At 65.4% G+C, this 26,936-nt stretch carries 26 protein-coding genes; 11 read left to right on the top strand and 15 right to left on the bottom strand.

The genetic code is table 11. The features are described 5' to 3' along the window. Positions 1-105: 105 nt before the first annotated feature. The 4 genes from pstB to pstS all read right to left on the bottom strand — a co-directional run bounded on the left by pstB (position 106) and on the right by pstS (position 4,236). Positions 106-885, bottom strand: coding sequence for a phosphate ABC transporter ATP-binding protein PstB (gene pstB / locus PY310_RS08235; RefSeq protein WP_275213900.1), 780 nt, complete (start codon positions 883-885; stop codon positions 106-108). Positions 886-965: 80 nt separating this feature from the next. Further along, complete coding sequence (pstA, locus tag PY310_RS08230; RefSeq protein ID WP_275213899.1) at positions 966-2,078, bottom strand: phosphate ABC transporter permease PstA; 1,113 nt, start codon at positions 2,076-2,078, stop codon at positions 966-968. Continuing rightward, positions 2,079-3,011: a phosphate ABC transporter permease subunit PstC gene (pstC, locus tag PY310_RS08225; RefSeq protein ID WP_275213898.1), complete on the bottom strand. Its 933-nt coding sequence runs from the start codon at positions 3,009-3,011 to the stop codon at positions 2,079-2,081. A gap of 103 nt (positions 3,012-3,114) precedes the next feature. After that, the gene (pstS, locus tag PY310_RS08220; RefSeq protein ID WP_275213897.1) at positions 3,115-4,236 is read right to left on the bottom strand and encodes a phosphate ABC transporter substrate-binding protein PstS; all 1,122 of its coding nucleotides are present in this window, start codon (positions 4,234-4,236) and stop codon (positions 3,115-3,117) included. A gap of 235 nt (positions 4,237-4,471) precedes the next feature. Between pstS and PY310_RS08215 the strand changes: the two genes are divergently transcribed. The 3 genes from PY310_RS08215 to PY310_RS08205 all read left to right on the top strand — a co-directional run bounded on the left by PY310_RS08215 (position 4,472) and on the right by PY310_RS08205 (position 8,869). Beyond that, positions 4,472-5,599 carry an FUSC family protein gene (locus tag PY310_RS08215; RefSeq protein WP_275213896.1) on the top strand — a complete coding sequence of 376 codons (1,128 nt, stop codon included), beginning with the start codon at positions 4,472-4,474 and terminating at the stop codon, positions 5,597-5,599. Between the two features lie 58 nt (positions 5,600-5,657). Next, a complete protein-coding gene (gene radA, locus PY310_RS08210) occupies positions 5,658-7,031 on the top strand; it encodes a DNA repair protein RadA (protein WP_275213895.1) in 1,374 nt (457 codons plus the stop codon). 284 nt (positions 7,032-7,315) lie between these two features. Continuing rightward, entirely contained in the window at positions 7,316-8,869 is a 1,554-nt protein-coding gene (locus PY310_RS08205) for an HNH endonuclease signature motif containing protein (RefSeq protein ID WP_275213894.1), read from the top strand. A 101-nt stretch (positions 8,870-8,970) separates the two neighbouring features. Here the strand turns inward: PY310_RS08205 and PY310_RS08200 are convergent, their stop codons facing one another. Beyond that, positions 8,971-10,206 carry a beta-ketoacyl-[acyl-carrier-protein] synthase family protein gene (locus tag PY310_RS08200; protein ID WP_275213893.1) on the bottom strand — a complete coding sequence of 412 codons (1,236 nt, stop codon included), beginning with the start codon at positions 10,204-10,206 and terminating at the stop codon, positions 8,971-8,973. A gap of 6 nt (positions 10,207-10,212) precedes the next feature. Beyond that, the gene (locus tag PY310_RS08195; protein ID WP_275213892.1) at positions 10,213-11,826 is read right to left on the bottom strand and encodes a peptide chain release factor 3; all 1,614 of its coding nucleotides are present in this window, start codon (positions 11,824-11,826) and stop codon (positions 10,213-10,215) included. 431 nt (positions 11,827-12,257) lie between these two features. On the opposite strand from PY310_RS08195, the gene disA reads away from it, so the two are divergent. Then, on the top strand, positions 12,258-13,334 hold the full coding sequence (gene disA / locus PY310_RS08190; protein WP_190990159.1) for a DNA integrity scanning diadenylate cyclase DisA: 1,077 nt from the start codon (positions 12,258-12,260) through the stop codon (positions 13,332-13,334). 25 nt (positions 13,335-13,359) lie between these two features. Here the strand turns inward: disA and PY310_RS08185 are convergent, their stop codons facing one another. After that, on the bottom strand, positions 13,360-14,082 hold the full coding sequence (locus PY310_RS08185) for a hypothetical protein (protein ID WP_275213891.1): 723 nt from the start codon (positions 14,080-14,082) through the stop codon (positions 13,360-13,362). A 323-nt stretch (positions 14,083-14,405) separates the two neighbouring features. On the opposite strand from PY310_RS08185, the gene PY310_RS08180 reads away from it, so the two are divergent. The 5 genes from PY310_RS08180 to PY310_RS08160 all read left to right on the top strand — a co-directional run bounded on the left by PY310_RS08180 (position 14,406) and on the right by PY310_RS08160 (position 17,135). Further along, positions 14,406-15,224 carry an A/G-specific adenine glycosylase gene (locus tag PY310_RS08180; protein ID WP_419095460.1) on the top strand — a complete coding sequence of 273 codons (819 nt, stop codon included), beginning with the start codon at positions 14,406-14,408 and terminating at the stop codon, positions 15,222-15,224. Between the two features lie 63 nt (positions 15,225-15,287). Further along, positions 15,288-15,719, top strand: coding sequence for a DUF3592 domain-containing protein (locus tag PY310_RS08175; protein ID WP_275213890.1), 432 nt, complete (start codon positions 15,288-15,290; stop codon positions 15,717-15,719). Positions 15,720-15,722: 3 nt separating this feature from the next. Next, entirely contained in the window at positions 15,723-16,154 is a 432-nt protein-coding gene (locus PY310_RS08170; protein WP_275213889.1) for a DUF3592 domain-containing protein, read from the top strand. Positions 16,155-16,190: 36 nt separating this feature from the next. Beyond that, positions 16,191-16,685, top strand: a complete 495-nt coding sequence (locus tag PY310_RS08165) for a hypothetical protein (RefSeq protein WP_275213888.1) — start codon at positions 16,191-16,193, stop codon at positions 16,683-16,685. Between the two features lie 180 nt (positions 16,686-16,865). Next, positions 16,866-17,135, top strand: coding sequence for a DUF3040 domain-containing protein (locus PY310_RS08160; protein ID WP_275213887.1), 270 nt, complete (start codon positions 16,866-16,868; stop codon positions 17,133-17,135). A 112-nt stretch (positions 17,136-17,247) separates the two neighbouring features. On the opposite strand, the gene dhaM is transcribed toward PY310_RS08160, so the two are convergent. The 5 genes from dhaM to PY310_RS08135 all read right to left on the bottom strand — a co-directional run bounded on the left by dhaM (position 17,248) and on the right by PY310_RS08135 (position 23,185). Continuing rightward, positions 17,248-17,940, bottom strand: coding sequence for a dihydroxyacetone kinase phosphoryl donor subunit DhaM (gene dhaM / locus PY310_RS08155; RefSeq protein ID WP_275213886.1), 693 nt, complete (start codon positions 17,938-17,940; stop codon positions 17,248-17,250). Then, the gene (gene dhaL / locus PY310_RS08150; protein WP_275213885.1) at positions 17,937-18,569 is read right to left on the bottom strand and encodes a dihydroxyacetone kinase subunit DhaL; all 633 of its coding nucleotides are present in this window, start codon (positions 18,567-18,569) and stop codon (positions 17,937-17,939) included. Before dhaL ends, dhaM begins: the two co-directional genes overlap by 4 nt. Before the next feature lie 2 nt (positions 18,570-18,571). Then, positions 18,572-19,573, bottom strand: a complete 1,002-nt coding sequence (gene dhaK / locus PY310_RS08145) for a dihydroxyacetone kinase subunit DhaK (protein ID WP_275213884.1) — start codon at positions 19,571-19,573, stop codon at positions 18,572-18,574. A 268-nt stretch (positions 19,574-19,841) separates the two neighbouring features. Then, entirely contained in the window at positions 19,842-20,357 is a 516-nt protein-coding gene (locus PY310_RS08140; protein WP_275213883.1) for an amino-acid N-acetyltransferase, read from the bottom strand. Between the two features lie 335 nt (positions 20,358-20,692). Further along, the gene (locus tag PY310_RS08135) at positions 20,693-23,185 is read right to left on the bottom strand and encodes an ATP-dependent Clp protease ATP-binding subunit (protein ID WP_255769186.1); all 2,493 of its coding nucleotides are present in this window, start codon (positions 23,183-23,185) and stop codon (positions 20,693-20,695) included. Between the two features lie 107 nt (positions 23,186-23,292). Between PY310_RS08135 and PY310_RS08130 the strand changes: the two genes are divergently transcribed. Further along, complete coding sequence (locus PY310_RS08130) at positions 23,293-23,523, top strand: anthrone oxygenase family protein (RefSeq protein ID WP_275213882.1); 231 nt, start codon at positions 23,293-23,295, stop codon at positions 23,521-23,523. A 274-nt stretch (positions 23,524-23,797) separates the two neighbouring features. Here PY310_RS08130 and PY310_RS08125 read toward each other — a convergent pair whose 3' ends face one another. From PY310_RS08125 to lysS, 3 genes are all read right to left on the bottom strand, one after another. After that, the gene (locus PY310_RS08125) at positions 23,798-24,127 is read right to left on the bottom strand and encodes a histone-like nucleoid-structuring protein Lsr2 (protein WP_275213881.1); all 330 of its coding nucleotides are present in this window, start codon (positions 24,125-24,127) and stop codon (positions 23,798-23,800) included. 133 nt (positions 24,128-24,260) lie between these two features. Then, complete coding sequence (locus tag PY310_RS08120; protein WP_275213880.1) at positions 24,261-24,440, bottom strand: hypothetical protein; 180 nt, start codon at positions 24,438-24,440, stop codon at positions 24,261-24,263. 2 nt (positions 24,441-24,442) lie between these two features. Continuing rightward, a complete protein-coding gene (gene lysS, locus PY310_RS08115) occupies positions 24,443-25,975 on the bottom strand; it encodes a lysine--tRNA ligase (RefSeq protein WP_275213879.1) in 1,533 nt (510 codons plus the stop codon). 67 nt (positions 25,976-26,042) lie between these two features. Here lysS and PY310_RS08110 point away from each other — a divergent pair, with 67 nt between their 5' ends. Then, positions 26,043-26,927, top strand: a complete 885-nt coding sequence (locus PY310_RS08110; protein WP_275213878.1) for an alpha/beta fold hydrolase — start codon at positions 26,043-26,045, stop codon at positions 26,925-26,927. Positions 26,928-26,936 lie beyond the last annotated feature (9 nt).

The raw sequence follows: 26,936 nt of genomic DNA, 5'->3' as shown, positions 1-26,936 counted from the left end.
AGCGGTCAGGAGGGCTTGATGGAGCAGTCGATGGAGCGCCGGTGGGTGGGCCCACAGCCGTAGGGGTCCCCTAGCGAGCTTGCGAGCTTGGGGAACGGCTGAGGATTATCCGAAGCGGCCGGAAACGTAGTCTTCGGTCGCCTTGACCGTGGGATTGCTGAAGATGTTCTGGGTGTTCCCGTATTCGATCAGCTTGCCCGGCTTCCCGGTGCCGGCGATGTTGAAGAACGCCGTCTTGTCCGAGACGCGGGCGGCCTGCTGCATGTTGTGGGTCACGATAACCACGGTGTACTGGTCCTTGAGCTCATTGATGAGGTCCTCAATGGCCAGTGTGGAGATGGGGTCCAGTGCCGAACACGGCTCGTCCATCAGGATCACCTGTGGCTGGACGGCGATGGCGCGGGCAATGCAGAGACGCTGCTGCTGGCCGCCGGACAGGCCGGAACCTGGCTTTTCCAGCCGGTCCTTGACCTCGTTCCACAGGTTGGCACCCCGCAAGGAGCTTTCAACCAGCGCGTCGGCCTCACCCTTGGAGATCTTCTTGTTGTTCAGCTTCACGCCCGCCAGCACGTTGTCCCGGATGGACATGGTGGGGAACGGGTTGGGCCGCTGGAACACCATGCCGATCTGTGACCGCACGGTGACGGGGTCAACACCGGGGCCGTAGAGGTTGTCCCCGTCCAGCAGGACTTCACCTTCAACGCGGGCGCCGGGAAGCACCTCATGCATACGGTTCAGGGTGCGCAGGAACGTGGACTTGCCACAGCCTGAAGGGCCGATGAAGGCCGTCACGGATTTCGCCTCGATGGCGATGCTGACATCCTCCACGGCGAGGAAATCGCCGTAGTACACGTTCAGGTCTTTGACGTCGATGCGCTTAGACATGGTGTTCCTTCACTTACTGGGGGTACGGATTGAAGTCTAGGGTTTGGTCGCGTGGACCGGAACGGCCTGCCGAAACTTTTTCAGCGGCCCGTCTTGGGAGCAAAGATCCTGGCGATCAGGCGGGCACCCAGGTTCAGGATCATCACCAGGATGATCAGCACCAGGGCGGCGCCCCAGGCCCGCTGCGAGGACGGGCCGGGGTTCGCAGGTGACGTGGGGTTCAGGATCTGCGTGTAAATAAACGTGGGCAGCGAAGCCATCCAGCCGCCGAAAACGTTGTTGTTGATGCTGGTGGCGAACCCGGCGGTGACCAGGATGGGAGCCGTCTCACCAATGACCCGGGCGATCGCGAGGGTGACGCCGGACGCGATGCCGGAGATCGCCGTCGGAATAACCACCTTTACGATGGTGCGCCACTTCCGCACACCCAGCGCGTACGCCGCTTCGCGCAGTTCGTTGGGAACGATCTTCAGCATTTCCTCGCTGGAGCGCACCACCACGGGGATCATCAGCACGGAAAGCGCGACGGCGGCGACCGCACCTGTCTTGGTTCCCGGCCCCACCACCGCGAAGAAGAAGGCAGCAGCGAACAGGCCGGCAACGATGGACGGGATGCCGGTCATAACGTCCACAAAGAACGTGATGGCGCGGGCCAGGCGGCCGTCGTTGCCGTACTCCACCAGATAGACAGCGGTCAGCAGACCCACTGGTACGGAGATGAGGGTTGCGACGAGGGTGATCTGAACGGTGCCCACCAACGCGTGGTAGATGCCGCCGATGACAGGCGCGCCGTCTTCCACGGCTTTGTTGTCATAGACGCCGGTAACGCCGTTCATTGAACTGGTAAGGAAGCCGGGGGAGATCAGGCCGGGGATGCCGTTGACCAGGACCGTCCAGATGACGGAGATCAGCGGGAGCATGGCAATCAGGAAGGATCCCACCACCAGGCAGGTGGCCAGCTTGTCCTTGGCCTTGCGGGACCCTTCGACAATGGCACTCCAGCTCACCAGGCCGACAGCGAAGAGTATGGCCGAGACGACGCCCCAGCCGAAGGCATTGAAACCGATCAGTGCCAGGATTGCGGCGCCGATGATGAGCGCGGCCGCGAGGACCGCGTACGGGGCGAAGGAAGGCAGCTGGCCCTTGGTGAGGGCTGAGCGTTTGCTGCGCACCGGGGTGAGGGTGGAGGTCATTTAGTTGGCTCCCGAGAATTCTTTGTGCCGGCTGATGATCCAGCGGGCGATCATGTTCACGGCGAGGGTGATGAGGAACAGGACCAGGCCCGCCGCGATCAGGGTGCTTACCTTCAGGCCGCTCGCTTCAGGGAAGTTCAGCGCGATTTCGGCAGCAATGGTCTGGTTTCCGGACGTGATGAGGCTGGCAGTGAGTGCGCCCGAGGAGAGGACCAGAGCCACGGCCATGGTCTCGCCGAGTGCCCGGCCGAGGCCAAGCATGACGGCGCTGATGATGCCCGGACGGGCGAAAGGCAGGACCGCCATCTTGATCATCTCCCACCGCGTGGCGCCCAGTGCAAGGGCGGCTTCCTCGTGCAGCTTGGGGGTCTGCAGGAAGATTTCACGGGTCAGAGACGTGATGATGGGCAGCACCATCACGGAGAGCACAATGCCCGCGGTGAGGATGGTCTTGCCGGTGGCCGAGGCGGGGCCTTCGAAGATGGGCAGCCAGCCCATGTTCTCGGCAAGCCAGTTGTAGGCCGGGGAGATTTCCTTGGCGAGGAAGGCTGCGCCCCACGCACCGTAGATCACGGAAGGAATGGCCGCCAGGAGGTCAACGACGTAACCCAGGCCGGTGGCGAGTCCGCGGGGCGCGAAGTGGGAGATAAAGAGGGCCACGCCGATCGCAACGGGCGTTGCGATGACCAGCGCGATGACCGCCGCGATGAGCGTGCCAATCACAATCGGCCAGATGTAGGCGAAGAAGCCCGCTCCGCCTTGAATTTCAGCGGCCGGGGCGGTCAATGCCGGGATGGCCTGCACAACAAGGAACAAGGCCACACCGAACAGGACGGCGAGGATGAGGCAGCCGGCTGCGAGGGCGGCGCCGGAAAAGATCTTATCCCCGGCGCGGCCTGCGCCCTGGGAACTGCTCAGGGGGGTGGCGGTCATTCCAGACCCTTCGGTTTGTGGGTGGTGCCAACATCTAGCTTACAAAGCCAAGTTCCCCGCCCGCCTTTCGGCGTGGCGGGGAACGTGGTTGCAGGGACAGGTACTAGGACTTGACCTTGACGGATTCGATGGCCTTGGTGGCCTTCTGGGCGAGAGCCGCGGAGAGCGGTGCGGACTTCGCGGAGTCGGCAGCGGCCTTCTGGCCGGCGTCCGAAACTACGTAGCTTTCGAAGGCCTTGACCAGGTCAACGGTTTCCTGCTTGTCGTAGGTGGAGCAGACAATGTGGTAGGAAACCAGGACAACCGGGTAGGCGCCCTTTGCCGTGGTGGTGCGGTCAAGCTTGATGGCGACATCGTTGGCGGAGCGGCCTTCGACCGGCTTGCCCGCTTCGACAGCCTTGGCGGCGGCGTCGGCGGAGATCTTGACGAATTCTTCGCCAACCTTGATCGAAGCAGTGCCGAGCTTGCCGCCAACGGCGGAGTCATCAGCGTAGGTCACGGCGCCCGGGGTGTCGGTGACCGTCTTGACAACACCGGAGGTGCCCTTGGCGTTCTCGCCCTGCAGGGATGCGGGCCATACGCCCGAAGCCTTGTCGGTCCAGACGTCGGCAGCAGCGGCGGCCAGGTACTCGGTGAAGTTGGTGGTGGTACCGGAATCGTCAGAGCGGTTGACCGGGGTGACCTTGGTGTCCGGGAGGGTGACGCCCGGGTTCAGCGCGGCGATGGCCGGATCGTTCCAGGTGGCAACCTGGCCGCGGAAGATCTTGGCCACGGTCTTGGCGTCAAGCTTCAGATCGGTGACGCCCGGGAGGTTGAAGGCGACGGCGATCGGGGAGATGTAGACCGGGATGTTGATGGCGCCTTCGGGGCCGCACTTGGCCTTGGAGCTGGCCAGCTCTTCATCCTTGAGGTAAGCGTCGGAGCCGGCGAACTGGGCCGAACCGTCAATGATGGCCTTGCGGCCTGCACCGGAGCCGTCCGGGGAGTACTGCACGGTGGCGCCGGAGTTGGCGGCGGCGAAGCCGGCCTTCCAGGCGTCCATGGCTGCACCGGTCGAAGAAGCGCCGATGCCGGTCAGCGTGCCGGTGACCTTGGGTCCGCTGGCGGACTGGCTGCCAGCAGGAGTGTTGCCGGTGGCGTTGTCTGAACCGCAGGCGGTGAGCGCGAGAGCGCCGGCAGCGATTACAGCAATAGCCGCGTGGCGGCCGAAACGGAGTGCCTTCACTAGATGTGTACCCCTTCCAGGGATATTCAATAGCGGACAGGGCCGGAGACGCCCTGCAGCGCGATGCGTACGTTTTGTACCTTCATCGAATTTAGGGGCGTCAGGTAAAGGGATTGGCTGCCGAAAGTGAACAGAACATTAACGGCAGTAACATTTTCCCTTACAACTGCAGCGTCGGCATTGCGCAGGTCACACTTGCGGCCGTAGGGGGCGGCCGGCAAATAGACTGAAAGGCATGGCCGCAGCAGGAGGACTCTTAGCAAGCAGGCGATTCCTGCGCGGTCGCATCCGCACGGGCCTGATCCGGAGCCGGAATTCACTGCTCCCCGCAGTCCAGATGACGGCGTGCGCGGTGGGTGCCTACGCCTTCGCCGAGTACGTGCTGGGGCATTCCGGCCCCCTTTTCGCCGCCACCTCGTCACTGATCGCCTTGGGCTTCTCGAGGGATCCCCGCCTGCGCCGCGTCATGGAGGTGGGCCTGGGCTGCACCATCGGCATTGCGGTGGGTGATCTGCTCCTGCACTGGCTGGGCAGCGGAATCTGGCAGGCCGCCGTCGTCCTTCTTTTCTCTATCCTGTTGGCCCGCTTCCTGGACAGCGGCACCATCTTCACCACCCAACTGGGGCTGCAGTCCTTGCTGGTGGTGCTGCTGCCGGCGCCCGCGGGGGGCCCTTTCACCCGGAGCCTGGACGCCGTGGTGGGCGGCCTGTGCGCCCTGCTGGTGACCGTGCTGATCCCGAAGGATCCCCGCCGCGAGCCCCGCGAGGATGTCCGGAAGATCCTGCACGAGCTCGCCGAGGTGCTCCGCGAGTGCGCCTCCGCACTGCGGGAAAGCGATTCCACCCAGGCCTGGCACGCGCTGATCCGGGGCCGCAACTGCCAGCCCTTGGTGGATCGTATGCGGCAGTCGCTGCGCGCCTCGAACGAGGTGGCCACCCTCGCGCCGGCCTACCGACGGCACCGGGACGAGTTGGACCGGCTGGACAGCTCCCTGGACTTCATTGACCTGGCGCTCCGTAACAGCCGGGTGTTCGCGCGGCGGTTGACCAGTGCCATCAACCATGCGGCGCTGTCCGACGAGGCCACGGAGAACATTTCCGACGTCCTCGAGGAAACCGCGGCTGCCATCGATGAGCTTTCGCTTGGCCTTGCCGAGACGCACGACGGCGTCCGCCGCGCCCACCTGCGCACCGCCCGCCACGAACTCAGTGAGGTAGCCCTGCGGCTGCATCCCAAGCTGCTTGAGGTCCAGCGGCTGGAGGGTGAGACCGTGGTGATGCTGTTCCGGCCCCTGATGGTGGACCTCCTGGAAGCCACCGGAATGGACGCGCGCGAGGCCCGGGACATACTGCCGGGCCTGTAGCGCGGCCCGACGGGCTGGTGGGGGAGGATTGTCGGTGCCCGCCGATAGGGTGGAACCCATGGCAACAAAGACTTCCCGCGCTTCCAAAGCGCCTGCATACAAGTGCGCAGAATGCGGCTGGACCACGGTCAAGTGGGTGGGGCGCTGCGGTGAGTGCCAGGCGTGGGGCAGCGTTGAGGAAACCGGCGCGGCCGTGGCGCGTACGACGGCGGCCACAACAGTTCTGGAACCGGCGCGGCGGATTGCCGAGGTGGACGCCACCACCGCGGCGTTCCTGCCCACCGGCGTGGATGAACTGGACCGTGTCCTGGGCGGCGGCCTGGTCCCCGGCGCCGTGATTCTGCTGGCCGGCGAGCCCGGCGTGGGCAAGTCCACGCTGCTCCTGGACGTCGCCGCGAAATTCGCCCGGACTGCCCAGGACGTGCTCTACGTGACCGGGGAGGAGTCCGCCGCCCAGGTGAAGCTGCGCGCGGAGCGGATCGACGCCGTCGCGGATTCCCTGTACCTATCAGCGGAAACGGACCTCGGCCAGGCACTGGGGCAGGTCGAAAAGATTGAGCCGCGGCTGCTGATTGTGGACTCGGTCCAGACCCTGAGCAGCGCGGACGTGGACGGCAGCGCAGGCGGGGTGTCGCAGGTGCGTGAGGTGGCGGCCTCCATCATCGCGGCGGCCAAGAGGCGCAACATGACCACCCTGCTGGTAGGCCATGTGACCAAGGACGGATCCATCGCCGGGCCGCGGCTGCTCGAGCACCTGGTGGATGTGGTGTGCCAGTTCGAGGGCGAACGCCATTCCCGGCTGCGCATGCTGCGCGCGGTAAAGAACCGCTACGGGCCCACGGACGATGTTGGCTGTTTTGACCTCAACGAGAAGGGCATCGAGGGCCTCACGGACCCCAGCGGACTGTTCGTCAGCCGGACCAAGGAGCCCGTTTCCGGCACATGCATCACGGTGACCATGGAGGGACGGCGGCCGCTGCTGGCCGAAGTGCAGTCGCTGCTGGCCGAGAGCCCCAACTCCCAGCCCCGCCGCGCCACCAGCGGTTTGGACAGCTCGCGGGTTTCCATGCTCCTCGCCGTCCTGCAGCAGCGCGCCGGCTTGCTGTTGCACAAGGACGATTCCTACGTGGCCACGGTGGGCGGGGTGAAACTCAGCGAACCTGCCACGGACCTTGCCGTTGCGCTGGCGGTGGCGTCCGCCAAGGCGCGGAAGCCACTGCCCATCCGGCTGATCGCTTTTGGTGAAGTGGGCCTGGCCGGCGAGGTCCGCCCGGTGCCCGGCATCAACCAGCGCATCCAGGAAGCCCACCGTCTGGGTTTCACCCACGCCGTGGTTCCGGCCAGCCACAACGGTCCCGGGCCCGTTCCCGCAGGATTTACGGTCCGCGAGGTGGAGCATCTTACGGAGGCGCTGAGCCTGCTGATCGGCTAGCTGCCCGGGACGCCGGCCTGACGGTCCCGGCGGTCCGGTGAACCCAGCGGGCCGGCTTCGTTCCGGTGGGCCGGCCCGGCGACCTCGGCGGATCCCGTCCGCCCCTACGGCATCGGCATCTCCGACGGCTCGGAATACACGTGCACTGCTATGCCGACACGGCAACCAGTCGGTGTGCCAACCAGCCGATAAGTGCCGCCTCGAGCCAGAACTCAGGCCGCGCGGTCCCGCTCACGGACTGAGCCTCCCGCTTGATTGTCAGACCCCCTTGGCATGATGGATACATGATTAACCCGGCAGTAGCACAGGCGTTTGCGGACATCACCGCGGCCGTTTCTGTGCTCACCGGCGTGGTGAACGAACACGGTTCCGATGCACTCTCTCCGGAGAGCGATCCGGTGCGGGGATTGTCCGAGGATTGCCTGGATATTCTGACCGGCGCCGCGGCAGCGGATGCGCAGATGGCTGGTTTGAAAGCACTAACAGCCGTGACCTACGCGGACACGGTCCATGCTGCCGTGCCGCCCGACGAGCCGCTCCAGGCGCAGGAGATGGCGGTCACCGCCGAGGTTGGCTGCGCCCTGACCATTGGTGACCGGGCGGCAAGTTCGTTCCTGGCGGTCTCCCACGCCCTGACCAACACATTGCCCCTGACCCTGGCCGCCCTGCAGTCCGGCACCATCTCCTGGCAGCACGCCCGGGTCATGGCCGACGAAGCCGCCACCCTCGACCGGGCCGGTGCCGCCGCCCTGGAGGCCCATTTCCTGGACCCGGACGCCCCGGGCGCGGCCGGCGGGTGTCCCGCCGGGGAGATGCCGGCGTCCCGGTTCCGGCACAGGGCCCGTACGTGGCGCGAACGCCATCACAGCGAGAGTATCGAAAAACGCCACGCCACAGGTGTCCTGGACCGGCGGGTCGAATACGTGCCGGACCAGGACGGCATGGCTTGGCTCTCCGCCTACCTCCCCGGGGACCAGGCGGTGGCGATCTGGAACCGGACCACTGCCATCGCCCGCGGTTTGCAGGGCCCGCACGAGTCCCGCACTCTCACCCAACTCCGCGCCGACGCATTCGCCACCGCCCTCCTCGCGCGCGGCAACCAGGGCGGTACCAACCGAACCAGCGGACCCGACAGACTCAGCGCAGCCGACGGGCTCAGCGGATGCGACGGACTCAGCGTCGAGGGCGATGAGGACATGAACCCCGCAGGATACGATCCCGGGCAGGTTCCGCCGCCGCGGGCCCAGGTGCTGGTGACGGTGCCGGTTTTCTCGCTGCTCGGCGCCACCGAGGAACCCGCGATGCTGGATGGTTACGGGCCGATCCCGGCGTCGATGGCCCGGGACCTGGTGGCGGACGGGGCCGACTCGTTCCACCGGGTCCTGGTCGACCCGCGGGACGGGGCCCCGCTGGAGATCGGGCGGACCAGTTACCGGCTGACCAAGGCCATGCGGCAATGGTTGCGGCTACGGGACGGCAAATGTCCCTTCCCGGGCTGCAGCAACAACTCACTGGACAACGAAGCCGACCACCTCCTCGCCTGGGCCAAGGGCGGCACCACCGGCATTGCGAATTTGGGACAGCCATGCCCCAAACACCACCGCCTAAGACACACCAGCGCCTGGCGGCCCACACCAGCCACCAAGAACGAACCACCGGGCTGGATCTCCCCCTCCGGCAGGCGCTACACAAGCGAACACCAGGACTGGGAACCACCCCACTGGCCCGCCCCGGCAAGACAACAGGAACGACCGCCGGGCGGCTGCCCGGACCTGGTCCACACCGGACGTTCCCTCGGAGAAGACGGCCTGGAGCATGCCCTTCACGCCCTCGCCTGACTCACATGCCCGGAAAGCAGCGTTGCCCGCACGCAGCAGCCAGCCGGCCCTAAAGCCACCGCGTGGTTGATGGGGCGGGCCTCAGCTCCGCGTAGTCAGGATCAGGCCCCCGTAATCACCAGCGCAACGCTGTGGCCGCCGAAGCCGAAGGCGTTGACCAGGCCGGCCGGTGCGGTGCTCGGCGCCAGGGCGTGGGCCTTCTCGGTGACGACGTTCAGGTTCACTTCAGGATCCAGCGCCTCGATGTTAACCGTTCCCGGCAGCTGCCCGGTCTGCAATGCCTGGACCACCACCACGGCGGCCAGTGCACCCGCGCCGCCCAGCAGGTGGCCGGTGTGGCCCTTGGTCGACGTCACCGGGACGTCCGCGCCGAAGATGGCGTTAATGGCCTGCGCCTCAAGCCGGTCCCCCACCGGGGTGGACGTGGCATGGGCGTGGACGAAGCCGATCTCGGCGGCCGTCATGCCGGCCGAAGCCAGCGCCTTCTGCATGACCCGCTGCTGCATGGCCGGATCGGCTGCGACGATGTCGTTGGCGTCGGAGGTGACTGCCCCGCCGGCCACGGCGCCAAGGACGGCAGCACCGCGCGCCCGGGCGTGCGCTTCACTTTCCAGCACCACAATCCCGGCGCCTTCAGCGAGCACAAAGCCGTCGCGGGCGCCGTCGAACGGGCGCGATGCCCGCTGCGGATCCTCGTTGCGCGTGGAAAGCGCGCGGATCTGCGAAAAACCGGTGATCACCAGATCGTTCACCGAGGCGTCCACACCGCCGGCAATGACGACGTCGGCCGCTCCGGACCTGATCATTTCGGCGGCCTGGACAATGGCTTCGGCACCGGACGCGCAGGCGCTGACCGGGGTGCGGGCACCGCCGCGGGCACCAAGGTCGATGGAAACCCACGCGGCCGGGCCGTTGACCATCAGCCGGGTGAGCGTGTGCGGAGATACGCGGCGGGGACCGCCGCTGGCCAGGGCCCGGTCCTGCTCAAGGGTGGAGCCGAGGCCGCCGTAGGCAGAGCCGATCACCACGGCAAACCGCTCAGGATCGACCTCCGGGGCGCCGGCCTGCTTCCACGCCTCCCGGGCAGCAACCAGTGCCAGTTGTCCGCACCGGTCCATCCGCTTCAGCTCGCGTGTGCTGAGATGCTCGGACAGGTCGGCGGTGACCTGCCCGGCCATACGTACGGGCAGTTGTTCCGCCCATTCCTCATCCAACGCCGCGATTCCGGACTTCCCCGACAACAGGCCGGACCATGTCTCGGCCACGGCTGAGCCGAGCGGGTTGATGGTGCCAATTCCGGTGATCAGCGCACGGGGCTGGTTCTGAACTGCTTTCATGTGTCGCTACTTCGCGGGGTTGTGGGTGCCAATCGGCACCAGGGTCAGATCGGGGTGGTTCTTCTCGATCCGGCGCAGGGCCCAGACGTCGTTGAACAACGCGAGGTATTCGCCGTCGGACCTCAACAGCACCTCGGCGCCGGGTACGTTCGCCAGCGTGGGCATGGCGTCCGCCGTCGAAATCCTGGCAATGGAATAGGGCAGGCGTTCCAGCCGCATGGGTGCGCTGAAGTCGTGCGCCATGCGGTCCTCCACCACTTCAAACTGCATGGGGCCGACGGCGGCAAGCACCGGCGCCTGGTCGCCGCGGACGTCGGAGCGGAGCACCTGGATGACGCCTTCGTGCTCGAGCTGCTCGATGCCGCGGCGGAACTGCTTGAACTTGCTGGGGTCCTTGGACCGGGCAACCTGGAAGTGTTCCGGGGCGAAGAGCGGGATGGCGGGGTACTCCACTGCCTCTTCGAGGAAGAGGCTGTCGCCCACACGCAGGGAGGAGGCGTTGACCAGGCCCACGACGTCGCCGGGGTATGCCTCGTCGATCACCTCGCGTTCGCGGCCGAAGACCTGCTGGGCGTACTTGGTGGCGAAGGACTTTCCGGTCCGGGTCTGGGTGACCACCATGCCGCGTTCAAATACGCCGGAACAGACGCGGATGAAGGCCACATGGTCCCGGTGTGCTTTGTTCATGCCGGCCTGGACTTTGAAGACGAAGCCGGAGAACGGCGACTCCACGGCGCGGGGACTGCCGTCAACATCCGGGCGGGGTGCTGCCGGCGGCGCGAAATCAACCAGGGCGTCCAGGATTTCCTTCACGCCGAAGTTCAGGGCGGCGGAGCTGAACAGGATGGGTGTGGCAGTGCCCGCATGGAAGGCCTCGACGTCGAACTCGAGGTTGGATTCGATCACCAGGCCCGCTTCGTCCACGGCGTCGGACCAGTTGTTGCCCTGGCTTTCTGCAGCTTCCTCCGGAGTGAAGTACTCGGTCAGGGCGATGTTGGCGCCGGCGTTGTTGCGCTGGAACCGGGCAAAGCGGTCATTGCGCAGGTCCCAGACGCCGCGGAAATCGCCGGAGATGCCCACGGCCCAGGTCAGCGGCATGGGCTGCAGGCCGGTGCGCTCGGTGATCTCGTCCATCAGGGCCAGCGCATCCAGGCCGGGACGGTCCCACTTGTTGATGACCGTGATGATGGGTAGGTTGCGCGCCTTGCAGACCTCGAACAGCTTCATGGTCTGGGTTTCCAGGCCTTTGGCCGCGTCAACCAGCATCACTGCGCAGTCGACGGCGGCCAGGACTCGGTACGTGTCTTCGGAGAAGTCGGCGTGGCCGGGGGTGTCCAGCAGGTTGATGACGGTGTCGCGGTAGGAGAACTGGAGCGCGGCTGAGCTGATGGAAATACCGCGGTCCTTTTCCATCTGCATCCAGTCCGAGACCGTTTCCTTGCGGTTGGCCTTGCCGCTGGAGGCGCCGGCAGTGCCGATGACCTTCGCGTGCAGCGCCAGGGCCTCGGTCAGCGTGGACTTGCCGGCGTCGGGGTGCGAAATAACAGCAAAGGTCCGACGCCGGGCCGCCTGTTTGTGAATCTCGTTGACCCGGGCGGGGCTAAGGACATCTTGGGACACGGTGCTACTTTCGCTGCGGTGGGGACAACTCCGGCCGGGACAACCCTGGCGCGTGAAGGAATAGGACTGGCTGAACGCCAAGTTCCAAGTTTATCGCAGTGCCGGGCCGGCACCGAAGAGTAGGCGGCCCTGCTACGTGCCGCCTACTCCGACGCTCCTTCTGCCTCCGGCATCTTCCGCGTCACCCAAGTACACAGGCATCCAGGCTTCAAGGTGGGCAAAAGGCTTTCCGGACAGCCGCCGTCGGACGCGTTCGCGATGCACTTTTCCGCAACCCCCTATGGGGCACTTTAGGGCTTATCCGTGCGGTTGTTGCCAATTCTTACCTCTATCATTGAGCTTGCAGGAAACTGAGTACTTTTCATCCTGCCGGCGGAGGCGAAATCCGCCGCTCCTGCGGGCGCCAGTCCGCACCTTTGAAGGGAACACCTATGGCGCGGAGCCCCGAAGAATCGCTCAAGGCGACTCTGGGCAGAGTGGCTCCGGGAACGCCGTTGCGGGACGGACTCGAACGGATCCTCCGGGGACGCACCGGCGCACTGATTGTTCTGGGGATCGACCGCACCATCGAATCCATCTGCTCCGGCGGCTTCGACATCGGAATCGACTTCTCCCCCACCAGGCTGCGGGAGCTCGCCAAGATGGACGGCGCCATCATCTGCGACAAGGACGCCGGAAACATTCTCCGGGCCGCGGTCCAGCTCGTCCCGGATTCCAGCATCGAGACCCAGGAATCCGGCACCCGGCACCGCACGGCCGAACGTGTGGCCATCCAGACCGGCGTGCCCGTGATTTCAGTCAGCCAATCCATGCAGATCATCGCCCTGTACGTCAACGGGCTCCGGCACGTCCTGGAGGGATCCGAAAAAGTACTGGCCCGCGCCAACCAGGCCCTCGCCACCCTGGAGCGGTACCGGTCCCGGCTCGACCAGGTCACCAGTTCACTTTCGGCCCTCGAGATCGAGGCCATGGTGACCGTCCGGGACGTCGCCGTGACCCTGCAGCGGCAGGAAATGGTCCGCCGTATCTCCGAGGAAATCTCGCAATATGTCCTCGAACTGGGCGAGGACGGCCGGTTGCTGTCGCTCCAGCTGGATGAACTGACGGTGGGCCGCGGCCCGGGCAGCGACGTCATCATCCGCGACTACGCCGGCCCCGACGCTTCGGCCGCGGACATCGAAAAGGCCGTCAGCGCGCTGGTGAACCTGGGCCCCACCGAGCTGATCGACCTCGGCAAGATCTCCGGAATCGTCGGTTTTGCAGGCGGCGAAGCCAACCTTGACGCCGTGGTGCAGCCCAGGGGTTACCGGCTGCTGTCCGGCCTTAAGGCAGTCCCCAAAGCAGTGGCCGACCGCCTGGTGGACCATTTCGGCGGACTGCAATTCCTGATGGCCGCCACCATCGATGACCTGATGACTGTTGACGGCATTGGCGATCAACGTGCCCGCACCGTCCGTGAGGGCCTGAGCCGCATGGCCGAAGCCAGCCTTCTGGACCGCTTCCTCTAATCCCCCATCGATTGCTCCAAGGGCGTCAGTTGAGCTGGAAGACAGCCTTCGGGCTCGCTTTCGAACCCAGCTTGGCCGTGAAAATGTAGTAGGCTCCGCCGCCGCCGGGCTTCGTGGTGATGACCTGGCATCCTTCGAGCGTGCGGTTCCGGGCCCATTGGAAGTTTGCCGTCTCGGTGGCGCCCGGTGCCAGCGTCTTTATCAGGTCTTCACTCTTGGCCTGGCAGTCCTTGGACGAGAAAATCCGGTCCGCGCCGCTGGTGACCACGAATTCCATCTGGGACGTGCCGATGTTCACTTCACAGGGCATGGTGCCGCCGTTGGTCACCTTCAGGCTGAGCAGCGGCTTCTCATCAGGGCCGTAGGCCGGTTTATCCGTAGACGCCGAAACGGTCACCAGGTTCTGGTTGCACGTGGGGGTCGGGGTGGGCGTCGGGGTGGGTGTGGCGCTGGGCATTACCGACGCCGGATCGCTGGGCGCAGGCGCTGATTCGCCGGTGGCCGGTCCCGGTCCGGCGGCGTCCGTGGTGCCGTTGCCGGTGGAGGACGCCTGCTCAGTGCCGTTGAAAGCACCGGCAAGGGCGAAGCTGCCGAACGCCAGGCACACCGCGATAAGCAGCGCTATTCCCACAAACAGACGGCGGCGGCGGTAAACGGCGGGGCTCGGCCTGCGGGGCGCCCCGGAGCCGGCCCGGGAACCGGATGCGGATGCCGTAGTGCGCTGTGATGAATTGCCTTGCCTGCCCATCCTCCTAGGCTAGAGAACACGCCGGATTATGCCTGGCCACCACGCCGCAGCCCGGCCAATGCCCAGGTCACAGTTTGCCGTCAGGTGGCACTTGGCATGCGCGCCGAACCATCCACTACAGTGTGGGGATCGACGCTACAACCCTTTCCCCAGCCCCACCCGCGGGCCGTGCGCCTGCGCCCTCCCCCGGCCCGGCCCACGGCACCGGGCGGGAACTCCAGCGCCTGCACCACCGGATCACGGGCTGGTTCGCGGCGACGGCGAGGGAGCTTCCCTGGCGCGAACCGGACTGTTCGGCCTGGGGTGTCCTGGTCAGCGAGGTCATGCTGCAGCAGACCCCGGTGGTGCGGGTACTCCCGGTCTGGCAGGAGTGGCTGGAGCGCTGGCCCACCCCGGCAGGGCTGGCAGGTGAACCCGCCGGCGAGGCAGTGCGATCGTGGGGCCGGCTTGGCTACCCGCGCCGGGCACTCCGCCTCCATGCCGCCGCTGCAGCCATCGTCCGCGATCACGGCGGCACTGTCCCCGGAACGTTTGCTGAGCTGCTGGCACTGCCGGGCGTGGGCAGTTACACAGCCGCCGCCGTCGCCGCCTTTGCCTACGGACGTCGGGAAACGGTGGTGGACACCAATATCCGGCGGGTTCACGCGCGCCTCTTTTCCGGCGTCGCGCTCCCCTCCCCTTCCCTTAGCGCAACGGAGATGCGCCTCGCGGCGGAACTGCTGCCGGACGACGCCGGAACCTCCGTGCGCTGGAATGCCGCGGTTATGGAGCTGGGCGCGCTGGTGTGCACGGCGCGGGCGCCGAAGTGCACGGACTGCCCTGTCCGGGACTCCTGCGCGTGGCTGGCAGCCGGCGAGCCGCCGCCGTCGTACGTCCCCAAAGGTCAGGCGTGGCACGGCACCGACCGCCAGGTCCGCGGCGCCGTGCTGGCCGTTCTCCGGCTGGCAGACAGCCCGGTGCCGCCGGAAATGTTCCAGCGGGAACCTGCGGACCTGGGCTTTGCGGCGGAGGGAATCGGGGTCCCGCTCGCGGCCCTGCACCGGCTGAATTCCGCCGCTGAGCAGCTCGAACGCGCACTGGCCGGGCTTCTCGGCGACGGTCTGGCCGAGCTCCACGAGGGCGGCTACCAACTGCCGGCGTGAGTCGTTTAGGGGAGGTGCGCCCCCGGTGGCATACTTTCTGAGGACTCGAACCGGGGGAAATTTATGAGAATCGTGCTGTACCTTATAGCCGCGTTGTTCGTGACAGGCGTGATTTTCGCGCTGCTCCACACGTTGCGGAAGACCAAGCGTCACGAGAAACTCATCGCGGGCTGGCCCAAGGTCCAGGCGACCGTGACGGGAAACGTCGGGGGCTGGAGCAATGGCGGCGGCGGATCAACCAGGAGCCGCCGCTTCTACCCCACGTACCAATTCACAGGCCCCAACGGGATTCTGTACGCCGGAGAATCAGAGGTTTCGTACCGCAACCAGCAGGTCCCGGGAACGCTGGTGCAGGTGGCCTACAACCCCGCGAATCCCAACCAGTCCTTCCAGATGTCGTCCGATTCCAAGACAATGCTCGGGTGTCTGGTGCCGTTCTTCGCGCTGTTTTCGTTGCTGCTGTTCTGGGTAGCCGGCAACTTCCCTCTGGGCTGACGCGTGGACCCGCTCAAGCTGATCTTTGTCCTGCTGCCCGCACTCTTCCTCGTTTTGGGCTTGACCCTGGTTGGCCTGTCCCTGGCGAAATCCCTCCGCCGGAGCCGCGCCATGACGGGCTGGCCGCAGACCGCCGCCGTGGTGACCGGGAACCTGCACGGCAAGGACGGGACAGGAAGTAACGGCAGGGACCGGTTCGCTGCCTCGTACGAATTCGAGGACGCCGGCGGCAAACGTTGGCTTGGCCAGTCCGATATCTACAGCCAGGACCAGGCCATCATCGGGCAACCCATCGGCGTCCGGTACAACCCGGACAATCCGGCTGAATCAACCCTCCCCGTGTTCTTCGTGTCCAGAGGACGGTTGGCCACAGGTCTCGTTCTGATGCTCTTTGGCGCCGGAGGCATAACAATGTTCGGCACACTTCTCCGGTAGTCAGTCCGCGGGCGGGGCACCGTCCTAGGCTGGAGTATGCGCAAGTCCGGGCTGCTTTTGGCACTGCTGACGACCACCGTCCTCACGTCCGGTTGCTTCCCCTACCCGCCGGGTACCCAATGCCCCGCAATTGCGCAGGCGTCCGTGGTCTCGGTGACGGTCCCAGCCTCCTATGTGCCGCACGTGCGGACGCTGCGGCTGCGGGCATGCCAGGACGGGGTATGCAAGGAAGACGCCGTGGAACTCCGCCCGGGCTCTGTGTCAGTGGATCAAGGCTGCAGCCCTGACGGGGTTTGCTCCGCCACGGCATCGCCCGACGGAACGCTGATCGGCATGCTGTTCCTGGGCTCACTCACCGAAACTCCCATGGCCGTGACAGCCACCGGAACAGGTGCGGACGGGCTGGCACTGCCGGTCCGCACGGTCGAGTTCCGGCCCCGCGGCGCTTTCCCTTATGGCGAACAGTGCGGACGGTTTATCACCGCTTCGGTGGTGCTCGATGCCGAGGGTTTGCGGGAGAAACCGGCGTAAGCCGGCCCATTCATGGGGGCTCGCAGGGGCCTTCCGAGGCTGGTATTCCGGGCTTCAACGGGTCCTTTGGCCATCGCTAACGCGGGCTCTTGACTTCCTCTGACAAGACTCTTAGCGTCAGCTTTACTAACAAAGTGAATGTTAGATTTTGAGTTCACAGGACGCCAGACGGGGGTTCCGATGCCACTATCAGATCGGGAGCGCAAACAGCTGGAAGAGTTGGAGGCGGATCTGGCGGCCAATGATCCGCAGCTCGCGCAAAGACTCTCGTCCGGGTCCGTGAGGCTTCGTGGAAAGGCCTATGTCGGTTTGGTCCTGTGCCTGCTTGGGCTGATTTTGCTCATTACGGGGGTGAGCACGCAACTCATCGTCGTCGGAGTAGGCGGCTTCCTCGCGATGGGAACAGGCGCCTATCTAGCATTGGGCTCCCGCCCAACAGGGCTCCGCTGAGCTCCCGGCGCCCACGCCTTACGCAACGCCCACCGGCTGGCCTTCCCGTTCATCCAGGTCTGGGGCTCGTCCGGGTCCGGGGCGCGTCCGGCTCAACGGTTCTTTCTTGCCTCTAGGGTTCGCCGAAGCCCGCCTGCACGAGGCCGCCGACGTAATTCAAGGCACGCTCCGCATCCGGTCCCCACGCCTCGACGTGGAGCATGGATCCTTTGCCGGCACCGAGCGTCATCAGAGCGGTCATGGAGGCGCCGTCAACCCCGTTGATGGTGACGTCGGCGTTCATGGATGACAGCCCGCCGGCAACCTTGGCTGCCGGGCGGGCATGCATGCCGGCCTGGTTGATGAGTTCAAAGTCCCCGGTGAAGTCCGGTCCCGCACCGGTCACCGAGCCTTCCGCGACTTTGCTTACCGGCGATGCACCGGCAGCCCCTGAACCGTAAACATCCTCGGCCGCCTGCTTGACGGCCTGGGCGTCGGCCCCGGCCTGGGCGGCGACTGCGGCAGCCACCAGGCCCTCGACCAACGGCGCATCCGCAAGCAACACGGCGGCCGGGTCCTCCGCGAGTTCCTGTGCCGATTCCGCCGTCATCACGGCAGAGCCCAGATCGGTCAGGACCACCACACCCTCACCGCCGTTGGCCTGGTCCAGCGCGGACATGACCTTCTCCAGGCTTGTGCCGATCCTGCCATCCGAAGTTCCCCCCGCCGCGATCATCACAACGTCGGGCGCCATCTGCGCGGCAAGCTCCACGGCGCCGTCGGCGATCTTTTCGCTATGGGATACCACCACGAGGCGTACCGTCATGCAGCAGCCCCGACGGCGGCCCGGAGGATCAGGGCGCTGGAGGCAGCGCCGGGGTCGCGATGGCCGGCGCTCCGCTCCCCCAGGTAGCTGGCGCGGCCTTTGCGCGCCACCAGCGGGTCGGTCGCCACGGCGCCTGCTTCAGCGGCCTCGGCGGCGGCCACCAGCACAGCCAGAACATTGCCATTCCCGTCCGCGGCTGCCGCCTGGGCGGCTTCGACTGCAGGGGTCCAGGCGTCCACCATGGTTTTGTCGCCTGACTCGGCTTTGCCCCTGGCCACAATGCCGTCCCGAGCGGCCACCAACGCCGCGGCCAGCTTTGCGGGATCAACCTCGAGGGCATCGCCCAGTGCAGTGGCCGCCCGCAGGAAGGCCGTTCCGTACAGGGGGCCGGCCGCCCCGCCCACCTTGGACATCAGTGTCATGGCCGTCAGCTTCAGGGCTGCTCCGGGCGTCTCAGGCGGCGATTCCGCGAGTTTCTCCAGTACGGCCTGAAACCCTCGGTCCATGTTCTCGCCGTGGTCCGAGTCGCCTATGGGGCGATCCAGCTCAATGAGCCAGGCCCTGTTTTCGGCCATCGCCTCCGCGCACAGGGTCAGCCATTTGACGGCCCATTTAACATCGAGCAGCATCGTTACACGCCCCAACGCAGCGCTGCCGTGTGGACGGGGGCGTCCCACAGTTGCGTCATTTCATCATCGAGCCGGAGCACCGAGATGGAGCAGCCCTGCATTTCCAGGGACGTGATGTAGTTTCCCACCAGCGAACGCTCCACAGTGGCCCCGCGTTCCTTGAGCACCTGCGCGGCGCGGCGGTAGACGATGTACAACTCGCTCAGCGGTGTACCGCCCATGCCGTTGACAAAGAGCAGGACCTTATCGCCACTGGCAAGGCCGAGGTCGCTGAGCACGGGTTCCAGCAGCCGGTCAGTGATTCCGTCCGCATTCTCCATGGGGATCTTGTGCCGTCCGGGTTCGCCATGGATCCCGATGCCGATTTCAATTTCATTGTCCGCCAGTTCGAAGCTCGGCGCCCCTGCGTGCGGTACAGTGCAGGCGGACAGGGCGACGCCCATGGTGCGCACATTGCTGTTGACCCGGTCGCCGATTTCAGCCACGGCATCCAGGCTGTCGCCCCGCTCGGCGGCGGCGCCGGCAATCTTCTCCACCAGGACAGTGCCCCCGACGCCGCGGCGTCCGGCGGTGTAGAGCGAATCCTCCACGGCGACGTCGTCCTTGACGAGGACAGTGCGGACCTCCACGCCTTCGGCCTGCGCGAGTTCGGCGGCCGTCTCGAAGTTCAGGACGTCACCGGTGTAGTTCTTCACAATGTGGACGACGCCGGCGCCTGAGTTAACCCCGAGCGTCGCCGGAAGGATCTGGTCCGGTGTGGGTGAGGTGAATACCGCCCCCGGCACAGCCGCATCGAGCATTCCCAGCCCGACAAAACCGGCGTGGAGCGGTTCATGGCCGCTGCCTCCGCCGGAAAGGAGCCCGACTTTTCCTGACACAGGCGCGTCTTTGCGCGTGACGTACTTCGGATCGGCGTTGACTGTGACGAGGTCAGCGTGGGCCAGGCCGAAGCCCTCCACTGACTCGTCTACTACCGAACGTGGATCATTGATGAGCTTTTTCATGGCAGAACTCCTGGGTGTGGGCTCGTGCTAGAGGATTGCACTTTGACCCTACTACCGCGGCATGTAACTCGGATAGCCTCCGGGTTCGGGCATAGGTAAGGGACAGCCCCCAATGACTGTCCCTTACCTGCAGGCCCCAAACTGCGGCCCGCCCAGTTTATCCATCAAATCGACTAAAACAAGGGTTTTCGTGGTGACATTACGCCGCACGACGCCGGCGGCCAGGCCCGGGGGCGCAGGGGAACCGCCACTTTGCGGGCGGTGGCCCTTAGAGGAACTTGATCATGCGCGTGTTACCGAGAGTGTTTGGTTTGACCCGGGCCAGGTCCAGGAACTCGGCGACGCCTTCGTCGTGGGAGCGGAGCAGCTCGGAGTAGACCGCCGGGTCCACCGCTGACTGGTCCGCCATCACCTCAAAGCCGTGGCGCTTGAAGAAGTCCACCTCGAAGGTGAGGCAGAAGACGCGTGCGACGCCGAGCGCCCGCGCTTCCTCGAGGAGGCTTTCCACGAGGACGTGGCCCACGCCTTTGCCGCGCCAGGCGTCGGAGGCGGCCAGTGTGCGCACCTCGGCCAGGTCTTCCCACATCACGTGCAGGGCGCCGCAGCCGACGACGTCGCCGTCCGCCGATTCTGCGATCTTGAACTCCTGCAGGCTCTCGTAATACGCGACCGTCTCCTTGGCCATGAGGATCCGCTGTTCCGCCAGCGGTGCCACCAGTCTCTTGATGGCGTGGACATCGCCAGTGCGGGCAGGACGGATATGGAAAGTCTCGGAATCGGTCACACCGACAATCCTACGAGGCCGAGCTGCGACACCGGCAGCGATGCGGGTTTGGGGCGCGGGTTGGGGCGCTCCCGTACAGGCGCCATTTGCCGCTTGCTGCTCGTACCTCGCTCTGACGCAAGCTACACAAATGACCCCGGCACGCTCGCTTCACAGAAACGCGCACCCGCGCACGAGGCGCCAGGTATCAGGGATTTATGTAGGCGCCGTCAAAGCGACGAAGGAGCAGGCGCCGGGAAATCTCTGATATCTGGCACCGGAATCGGCCACGACTGCCTTAACGCGCGAAGCCCCGCCGCTCCTTTGCGGAGTGACGGGGCTTCGGCGGTTACTGGTTAGACGCTCGGGGCGATTTCCGGGATGCGCGGCTTGGCGTTGCCGGCGAAGGTGAACTTGGCGTCGTCGCCTTCGCCGTCCACATCCACCACCACGATGTCGCCGGCGTGGATGTCGCCGAACAGGATCTTCTCGGAGAGCTGGTCCTCGATCTCGCGCTGGATGGTGCGGCGCAGCGGCCGGGCACCCATGGCGGGGTCGTAACCGCGGGTGGCCAGGAGCACCTTGGCCGCGGGCGTGAGCTCGATGCCCATGTCCTTGTCCTTGAGGCGCTTCTCCAGACGGCCCACGAACATGTCCACGATCTCGATGATCTCGTCCTGGGTCAGCTGCGGGAACACCACAACGTCGTCCACACGGTTCAGGAACTCGGGGCGGAAGTGCTGCTTGAGTTCCTCCGTCACGCGGGCACGCATCCGGTTGTAGCCGGTCTGCGTGTCGGTGCCGGACTGGAAGCCGGTGGCAACACTCTTGGAAATGTCCCGGGTACCGAGGTTCGTGGTCATGATGATCACGGTGTTCTTGAAGTCCACAACGCGGCCCTGGGAGTCGGTCAGGCGGCCGTCCTCCAGGATCTGCAGGAGCGAGTTGAAGAGGTCAGCGTGTGCCTTTTCCACTTCATCGAACAGGACCACGGAGAACGGACGACGGCGGACCTTCTCGGTAAGCTGGCCGCCCTCTTCGTAGCCGACGTAGCCCGGAGGGGCACCGAAAAGCCGCGAAACGGTGTGCTTCTCGGAGTACTCGGACATGTCCAGCGTGATGAGGGCGTCCTCTTCACCGAACAGGAACTCGGCCAGTGCCTTGGCCAGTTCGGTCTTGCCGACGCCGGTGGGGCCGGCGAAGATGAACGAGCCGCCGGGACGCTTGGGGTCCTTCAGGCCTGCACGGGTGCGGCGGATCGCCTGGGAGAGGGCCTTGATGGCCTCGTCCTGGCCCACTACGCGCTTGTGCAGTTCGTCTTCCATCTTCAGCAGGCGCGAGGACTCTTCCTCGGTCAGCTTGAAGACCGGGATGCCGGTGGAGTTGGCCAGCACCTCGGCGATGAGATCCTCATCCACCTCGGAGATGTCGTCCATGCCGCCGGACTTCCAGTGGCGTTCCTTCTCGGCACGCTCGGTGATGAGCTTCTGCTCCTTGTCACGGAGCGATGCGGCACCTTCGAAGTCCTGCGCGTCGATGGCCGATTCCTTCTCCATCTTCAGCTGGGCGATGCGCTCGTCCATGGCCTTCAGTTCCGGCGGGGCAGTCATCCGGCGAATGCGCAGCCGGGCACCGGCCTCATCGATCAGGTCGATGGCCTTGTCCGGCAGGAAGCGGTCCGAAATGTAGCGCTCGGCGAGGCTGGCAGCCGAGGCGAGGGCGCCGTCGGTGATGGTCACGCGGTGGTGCGCCTCGTAGCGGTCACGCAGGCCCTTAAGGATCTCGATCGCGTGCGCGACGGAAGGTTCCTTGACCTGGATCGGCTGGAAGCGGCGCTCCAGCGCGGCGTCCTTCTCGATGTGTTTGCGGTACTCGTCCAGGGTGGTGGCACCGATGGTCTGCAGTTCACCGCGGGCCAGCATGGGCTTCAGGATGGACGCGGCATCAATGGCACCTTCAGCAGCGCCGGCACCCACCAAGGTGTGGATTTCGTCGATGAAGAGGATGATGTCGCCGCGGGTGCGGATTTCCTTGAGGACCTTCTTCAGCCGCTCTTCGAAGTCACCGCGGTACCGGGAGCCTGCCACCAGGGACCCGAGGTCCAGGGTGTAGAGCTGCTTGTCCTTGATGGTCTCGGGGACGTCGCCGCGGACAATCGCCTGGGCGAGGCCTTCGACGACGGCGGTCTTGCCAACGCCGGGCTCACCGATCAGCACGGGGTTGTTCTTGGTACGGCGGGAAAGGACCTGCATGACGCGTTCCATTTCCTGCTCGCGGCCGATCACAGGATCCAGCTTGTTCTCGCGCGCAGCCTGCGTCAGGTTGCGGCCGAACTGGTCCAGTACCACGGACCCGGCGGGGGTGCCTTCGGGCTGGCCGGCCCCGACGCCTGCGCCGGTGGTTTCCTTGCCCTGGTAGCCGGAAAGCAGCTGGATGACCTGCTGGCGGACCCGGTTGAGGTCGGCGCCGAGCTTGACGAGCACCTGGGCAGCCACACCCTCACCCTCGCGGATGAGACCCAGCAGGATGTGCTCCGTGCCGATGTAGTTGTGGCCCAGCTGCAGCGCCTCACGCAGGGAGAGCTCCAGCACCTTTTTGGCACGGGGCGTGAAGGGAATGTGGCCGGACGGAGCCTGCTGGCCCTGGCCGATGATCTCCTGCACCTGCTCACGCACGCCGTCGAGCGAAATGCTCAAGGACTCAAGAGCCTTGGCGGCAACGCCTTCACCCTCATGGATCAGACCCAACAGGATGTGTTCGGTACCAATATAGTTATGGTTCAGCATGCGTGCCTCTTCTTGGGCAAGCACAACGACGCGACGGGCACGGTCCGTAAATCGCTCAAACATTTCGCCACACTCCTAGCTACAACGTACTTTGATGCTACGTGCCCGATCCCCTCTTGTGGAGCGTGTTCGCCACAGGGGAAACATGACGCGTTCAACCTCCCGTAACCATGGCCCGCTTCGATCCGCTCAACGCCGTCAGCAAGGGGAACGTCATGGAATTCATCACTGCGCTCGTGACCCTGGCGACCGTGACGCTGGCCGGCATCGGCGGTCTCTATTACCCGTACGCGTGTTCCGTGATGCCCGGATTGCGTGGCAGGGATGCCGGCCACTATTGCCCTTGCCTGTTACACCGCCACGTTGGCCATTACCGCACTCGTGAATATCCCCCTGAATAACAGGGCTTGCCGGCGCGGCGGCCTCGGAACACGCGGCGACCGGCAGGGAATTATTCGAACGACAGTGGACACGCTGCAATATTTACCGGACCTGGTGGTCGCTGGCGGCCCTGGTAGCCCCCTGTATTGCGTTGGCCATGCTTTGACCGGCACTTTAGCCGGGACATCCGTATTTCCGGGCCGAGGTCCGGAGGTGTTATTCAATTGGCAGCAAAGAACCCTGTTCCGCCGCGAGGCGAAACAGGGTTCTTTGCAATCTGAGTCAGGCAGGTTCCTACGAATTCGCCTTCTGGTAGGCTTCCTGGATTTCAGCTTGAATTCGGCCTCGGCTGTTGACCGTGTAGCCGTTGTCACGCGCCCACTGACGGATCTGTGCCGAGTCGTTGCCACGGCCTGTAACGGCGGCTTTGGTGCGTGTAGTGCGGCCGGCCGAAGTTTTGCGGGCGGCAGCAATAAAACGCTCCAGGCTGGAACGCAGTTCGGCTGCATTTGCGGCCGACAGATCGATTTCATAGCTGGCCCCGTCAAGGCCAAACCGGACATTCTCGTCCGCGGATCCCCCATCCAGATCATCTACGAGGATGATGTTTACTTTCTGTGCCATTTAAAGACTTCCTCTTTGAGGTTCGGGGTGTGCAGAAAAGCAGGATGTTTCTACAAAAAGTATGAACCTCATTATGGCACCACGTCAAAGTGACAATAGACCGCTGGGGATAATCACAGAAACTACAGGTGGTTTACTTATCCGGATCGGCGTCCGGGCCGTCCAATGGCATATCGGTCCGGGCGTCGGCCTCGGCCTGGGCGCGCGCCTCCGCCTGCCGTTCGGACTTATCGGCATTAAAGATCGATTTCATGGCGAACCAAAAGATCAGCCCCACCACTAATGACGGCAGCAGTACAGCTACGTATTCCATAATCAGTGCCCTTCGGGCTTCAGGAGCGGGAAGAGGATGGTTTCCCGGATGCCTGCTCCGGTGAACAGCATGACCAGACGGTCGATTCCCAGCCCGATCCCGCCCATGGGCGGGGCGCCGTATTCGAGGGCGCGGAGGAAGTCCTCATCCAGTTGCATGGCCTCATCATCACCGGCAGCCGCGTGCCGCGACTGCTCGGTGAGCCGCTCACGCTGAATGACGGGGTCGATCAGTTCGGAGAAGGCGGTGCCGCGTTCCATGCCGCCGATGATCAGGTCCCAGGCCTCGATCAGCCGGCCGTCTGCGCGGTGCGGGCGGGCCAGCGGCTGGGCGGAGGGCGGGTAGTCATAGACAAACGTGGGGTTGAGCAGCGTGGGCTCCACGATTTCACCGAAGAGTTCCACGGCCAGTTTCTCGGCGTCCCACTTGGTGTCCACCTTGACCTCGTGCTTGGCGGCAATTTCGCGCAGTACCTCCAGCGAAGTGTCCGGCGTGACCTCCTGGCCAACGGCGTCGGAGAGCCCCGGGTAGACCGAAACCCAAGCCCAGTCGCCGTCGAGGTTAATCTCCCCGGCTTCGGTCTGGAGGGTGCGTCCGGCACCTACGGCGTCGGCGGCGTCGAGGATGATCTCCTTGATGCGGTCAGCCATGACGAACTGGTCCGCCCATGCTTCGTAGCACTCGAGCGTGGTGAATTCGGGGCTGTGGGTGGAGTCCACGCCCTCGTTGCGGAAGACGCGGCCCATGTCGTAGACGCGGTCGATCCCACCCACCACTGCGCGCTTGAGGTAAAGCTCGGTGGCGATGCGCAGGGTCATCTTCTGGTCGAACGCGTTCATGTGCGTCTCAAACGGACGCGCCAGGGCGCCGCCGTGGACCAACTGCAGAATGGGAGTTTCCACTTCCACATAGTTGTGGCGGTGGAGGCTTTCGCGGATGGAGCGGGTAATGGCCGCACGGGTATAGACCATTTCGCGGGCTTCATCGCGCACCATCAGGTCCACGTAACGCTGCCGGACCCGGGTTTCCTCGTTCAGTTCCGCGTGCAGCACGGGCAGCGGGCGCAGGGCCTTGGAGGCCATGGACCAGGATTCGGCCATCACGGACAGCTCACCGCGGCGGGAGGAAATCACCTCACCCTTAATGAACACGTGGTCGCCCAGATCCACCAGGGCCTTCCACTCGGCGAGCGCTTCCTCGCCCACGTTAGCGAGGCTGAGCATGGCCTGCAGCCGGGTGCCTTTGCCGTCAAGGCCGCCCTCCTGGAGGGTTGCGAAACAGAGCTTGCCGGTGTTGCGCACAAACACCACGCGGCCGGTGACGCCAACGGTGTCGCCCGTGGTGTCATCCGCTTCGAGGTGCACGTACTTTTCGCGGATTTCCGTCAGGGAGTGTGTGCGTTCCACGCCCACCGGGTACGCCTCGGTGCCGCGTTCGATCAGCTTGGCGCGCTTTTCCATGCGGATGCGCATCTGCTCGCTGGCATCGAGCGGCTCTGGGGCGTTTTTGGGGGTGGGGGTGTTTTGGGAAGTCACAATCCCCAAGTTTACCGGGAGTTGCGCCAGCCGGGTTCCGGCCGCCGCCCGGGCATAGACTCGGGCTGTGGAGTCCTGGAAACTAGAAACGGCGGACGGCGGACACCTGGAGGTGCATTCGTTCCTCACCCCTGCGGGACAAGACGCGACGACGGCGGGACCTCCCGGCGTCGTCATCGTCCACGGCACGCTGGTCACCGACGCCCTCTACCGCCCCTTTGCCCGGAAACTCAGCCTCCTGCTGGGACGCCCGGTGCACTGCTATAACCGGCGCGGCCGGGCGGGGTCCTCGCCGCAGCCGGACGATTACTCGGCTGATACCGAGATCGGCGACCTCGCTGCGGTGATGGAAAAGACCGGCTCCACGAATGTCGTGGCGCACAGCTACGGCGGTTTTGTAGCCCTCCAGGCTGCGCGGACGTTGCCGATCGGCAGGCTGGTGACCTATGACGCGGCGGTGTCGCTGTCCGGGAACCTCAGCCACCGGTGGCGGCCCGAGCTGGAGGACGCGGTCACCGCCGGCCAGCTGAACCATGCCTGGGCTCACCTGGTCCAGGGCCTGGGCACGGCCGGGCCGCTGTCCTACCTGCCGCTGGGCGCACTGCGGATGCTGAGTATCCTCTCCGCGAGGACAAACCTCGGAACAGAGATGCGGCAGCTGCTGCCCACGGCAGTGAAAGAGATGCGCGCAGTGCTGGCCGCCGACGCTGAGCTGGACGACTTCACGGCCCTCACCACCCCCATCCTCATGCTTTCTGGCGGCTGGAGTCCGGCGTATTTCGCGGAAACGGGCCGGCAGTTGGCAGCCGCCGTGCCGTCCATCGAGTTCCGGGTGGTCCCCGGGCAGCTGCATGAGGGCCCCATCCGGCCCGGCAAGGGACTGGCGGTGCGGATTGCCCGGTTTATCAGCGCCAGCGACGGCCAGATCCAGAAACTGGGCCGGCGCCGGTAACGGGCCCGG

Origin of the sequence: Pseudarthrobacter naphthalenicus, assembly GCF_029076445.1 — a bacterium.
GTDB classification, from domain to species: Bacteria; Actinomycetota; Actinomycetes; order Actinomycetales; family Micrococcaceae; genus Arthrobacter; species Arthrobacter naphthalenicus.
The sequence above is the reverse complement of the archived record's forward strand: the minus strand, read 5'-3'. Positions and strand labels throughout refer to the sequence as shown.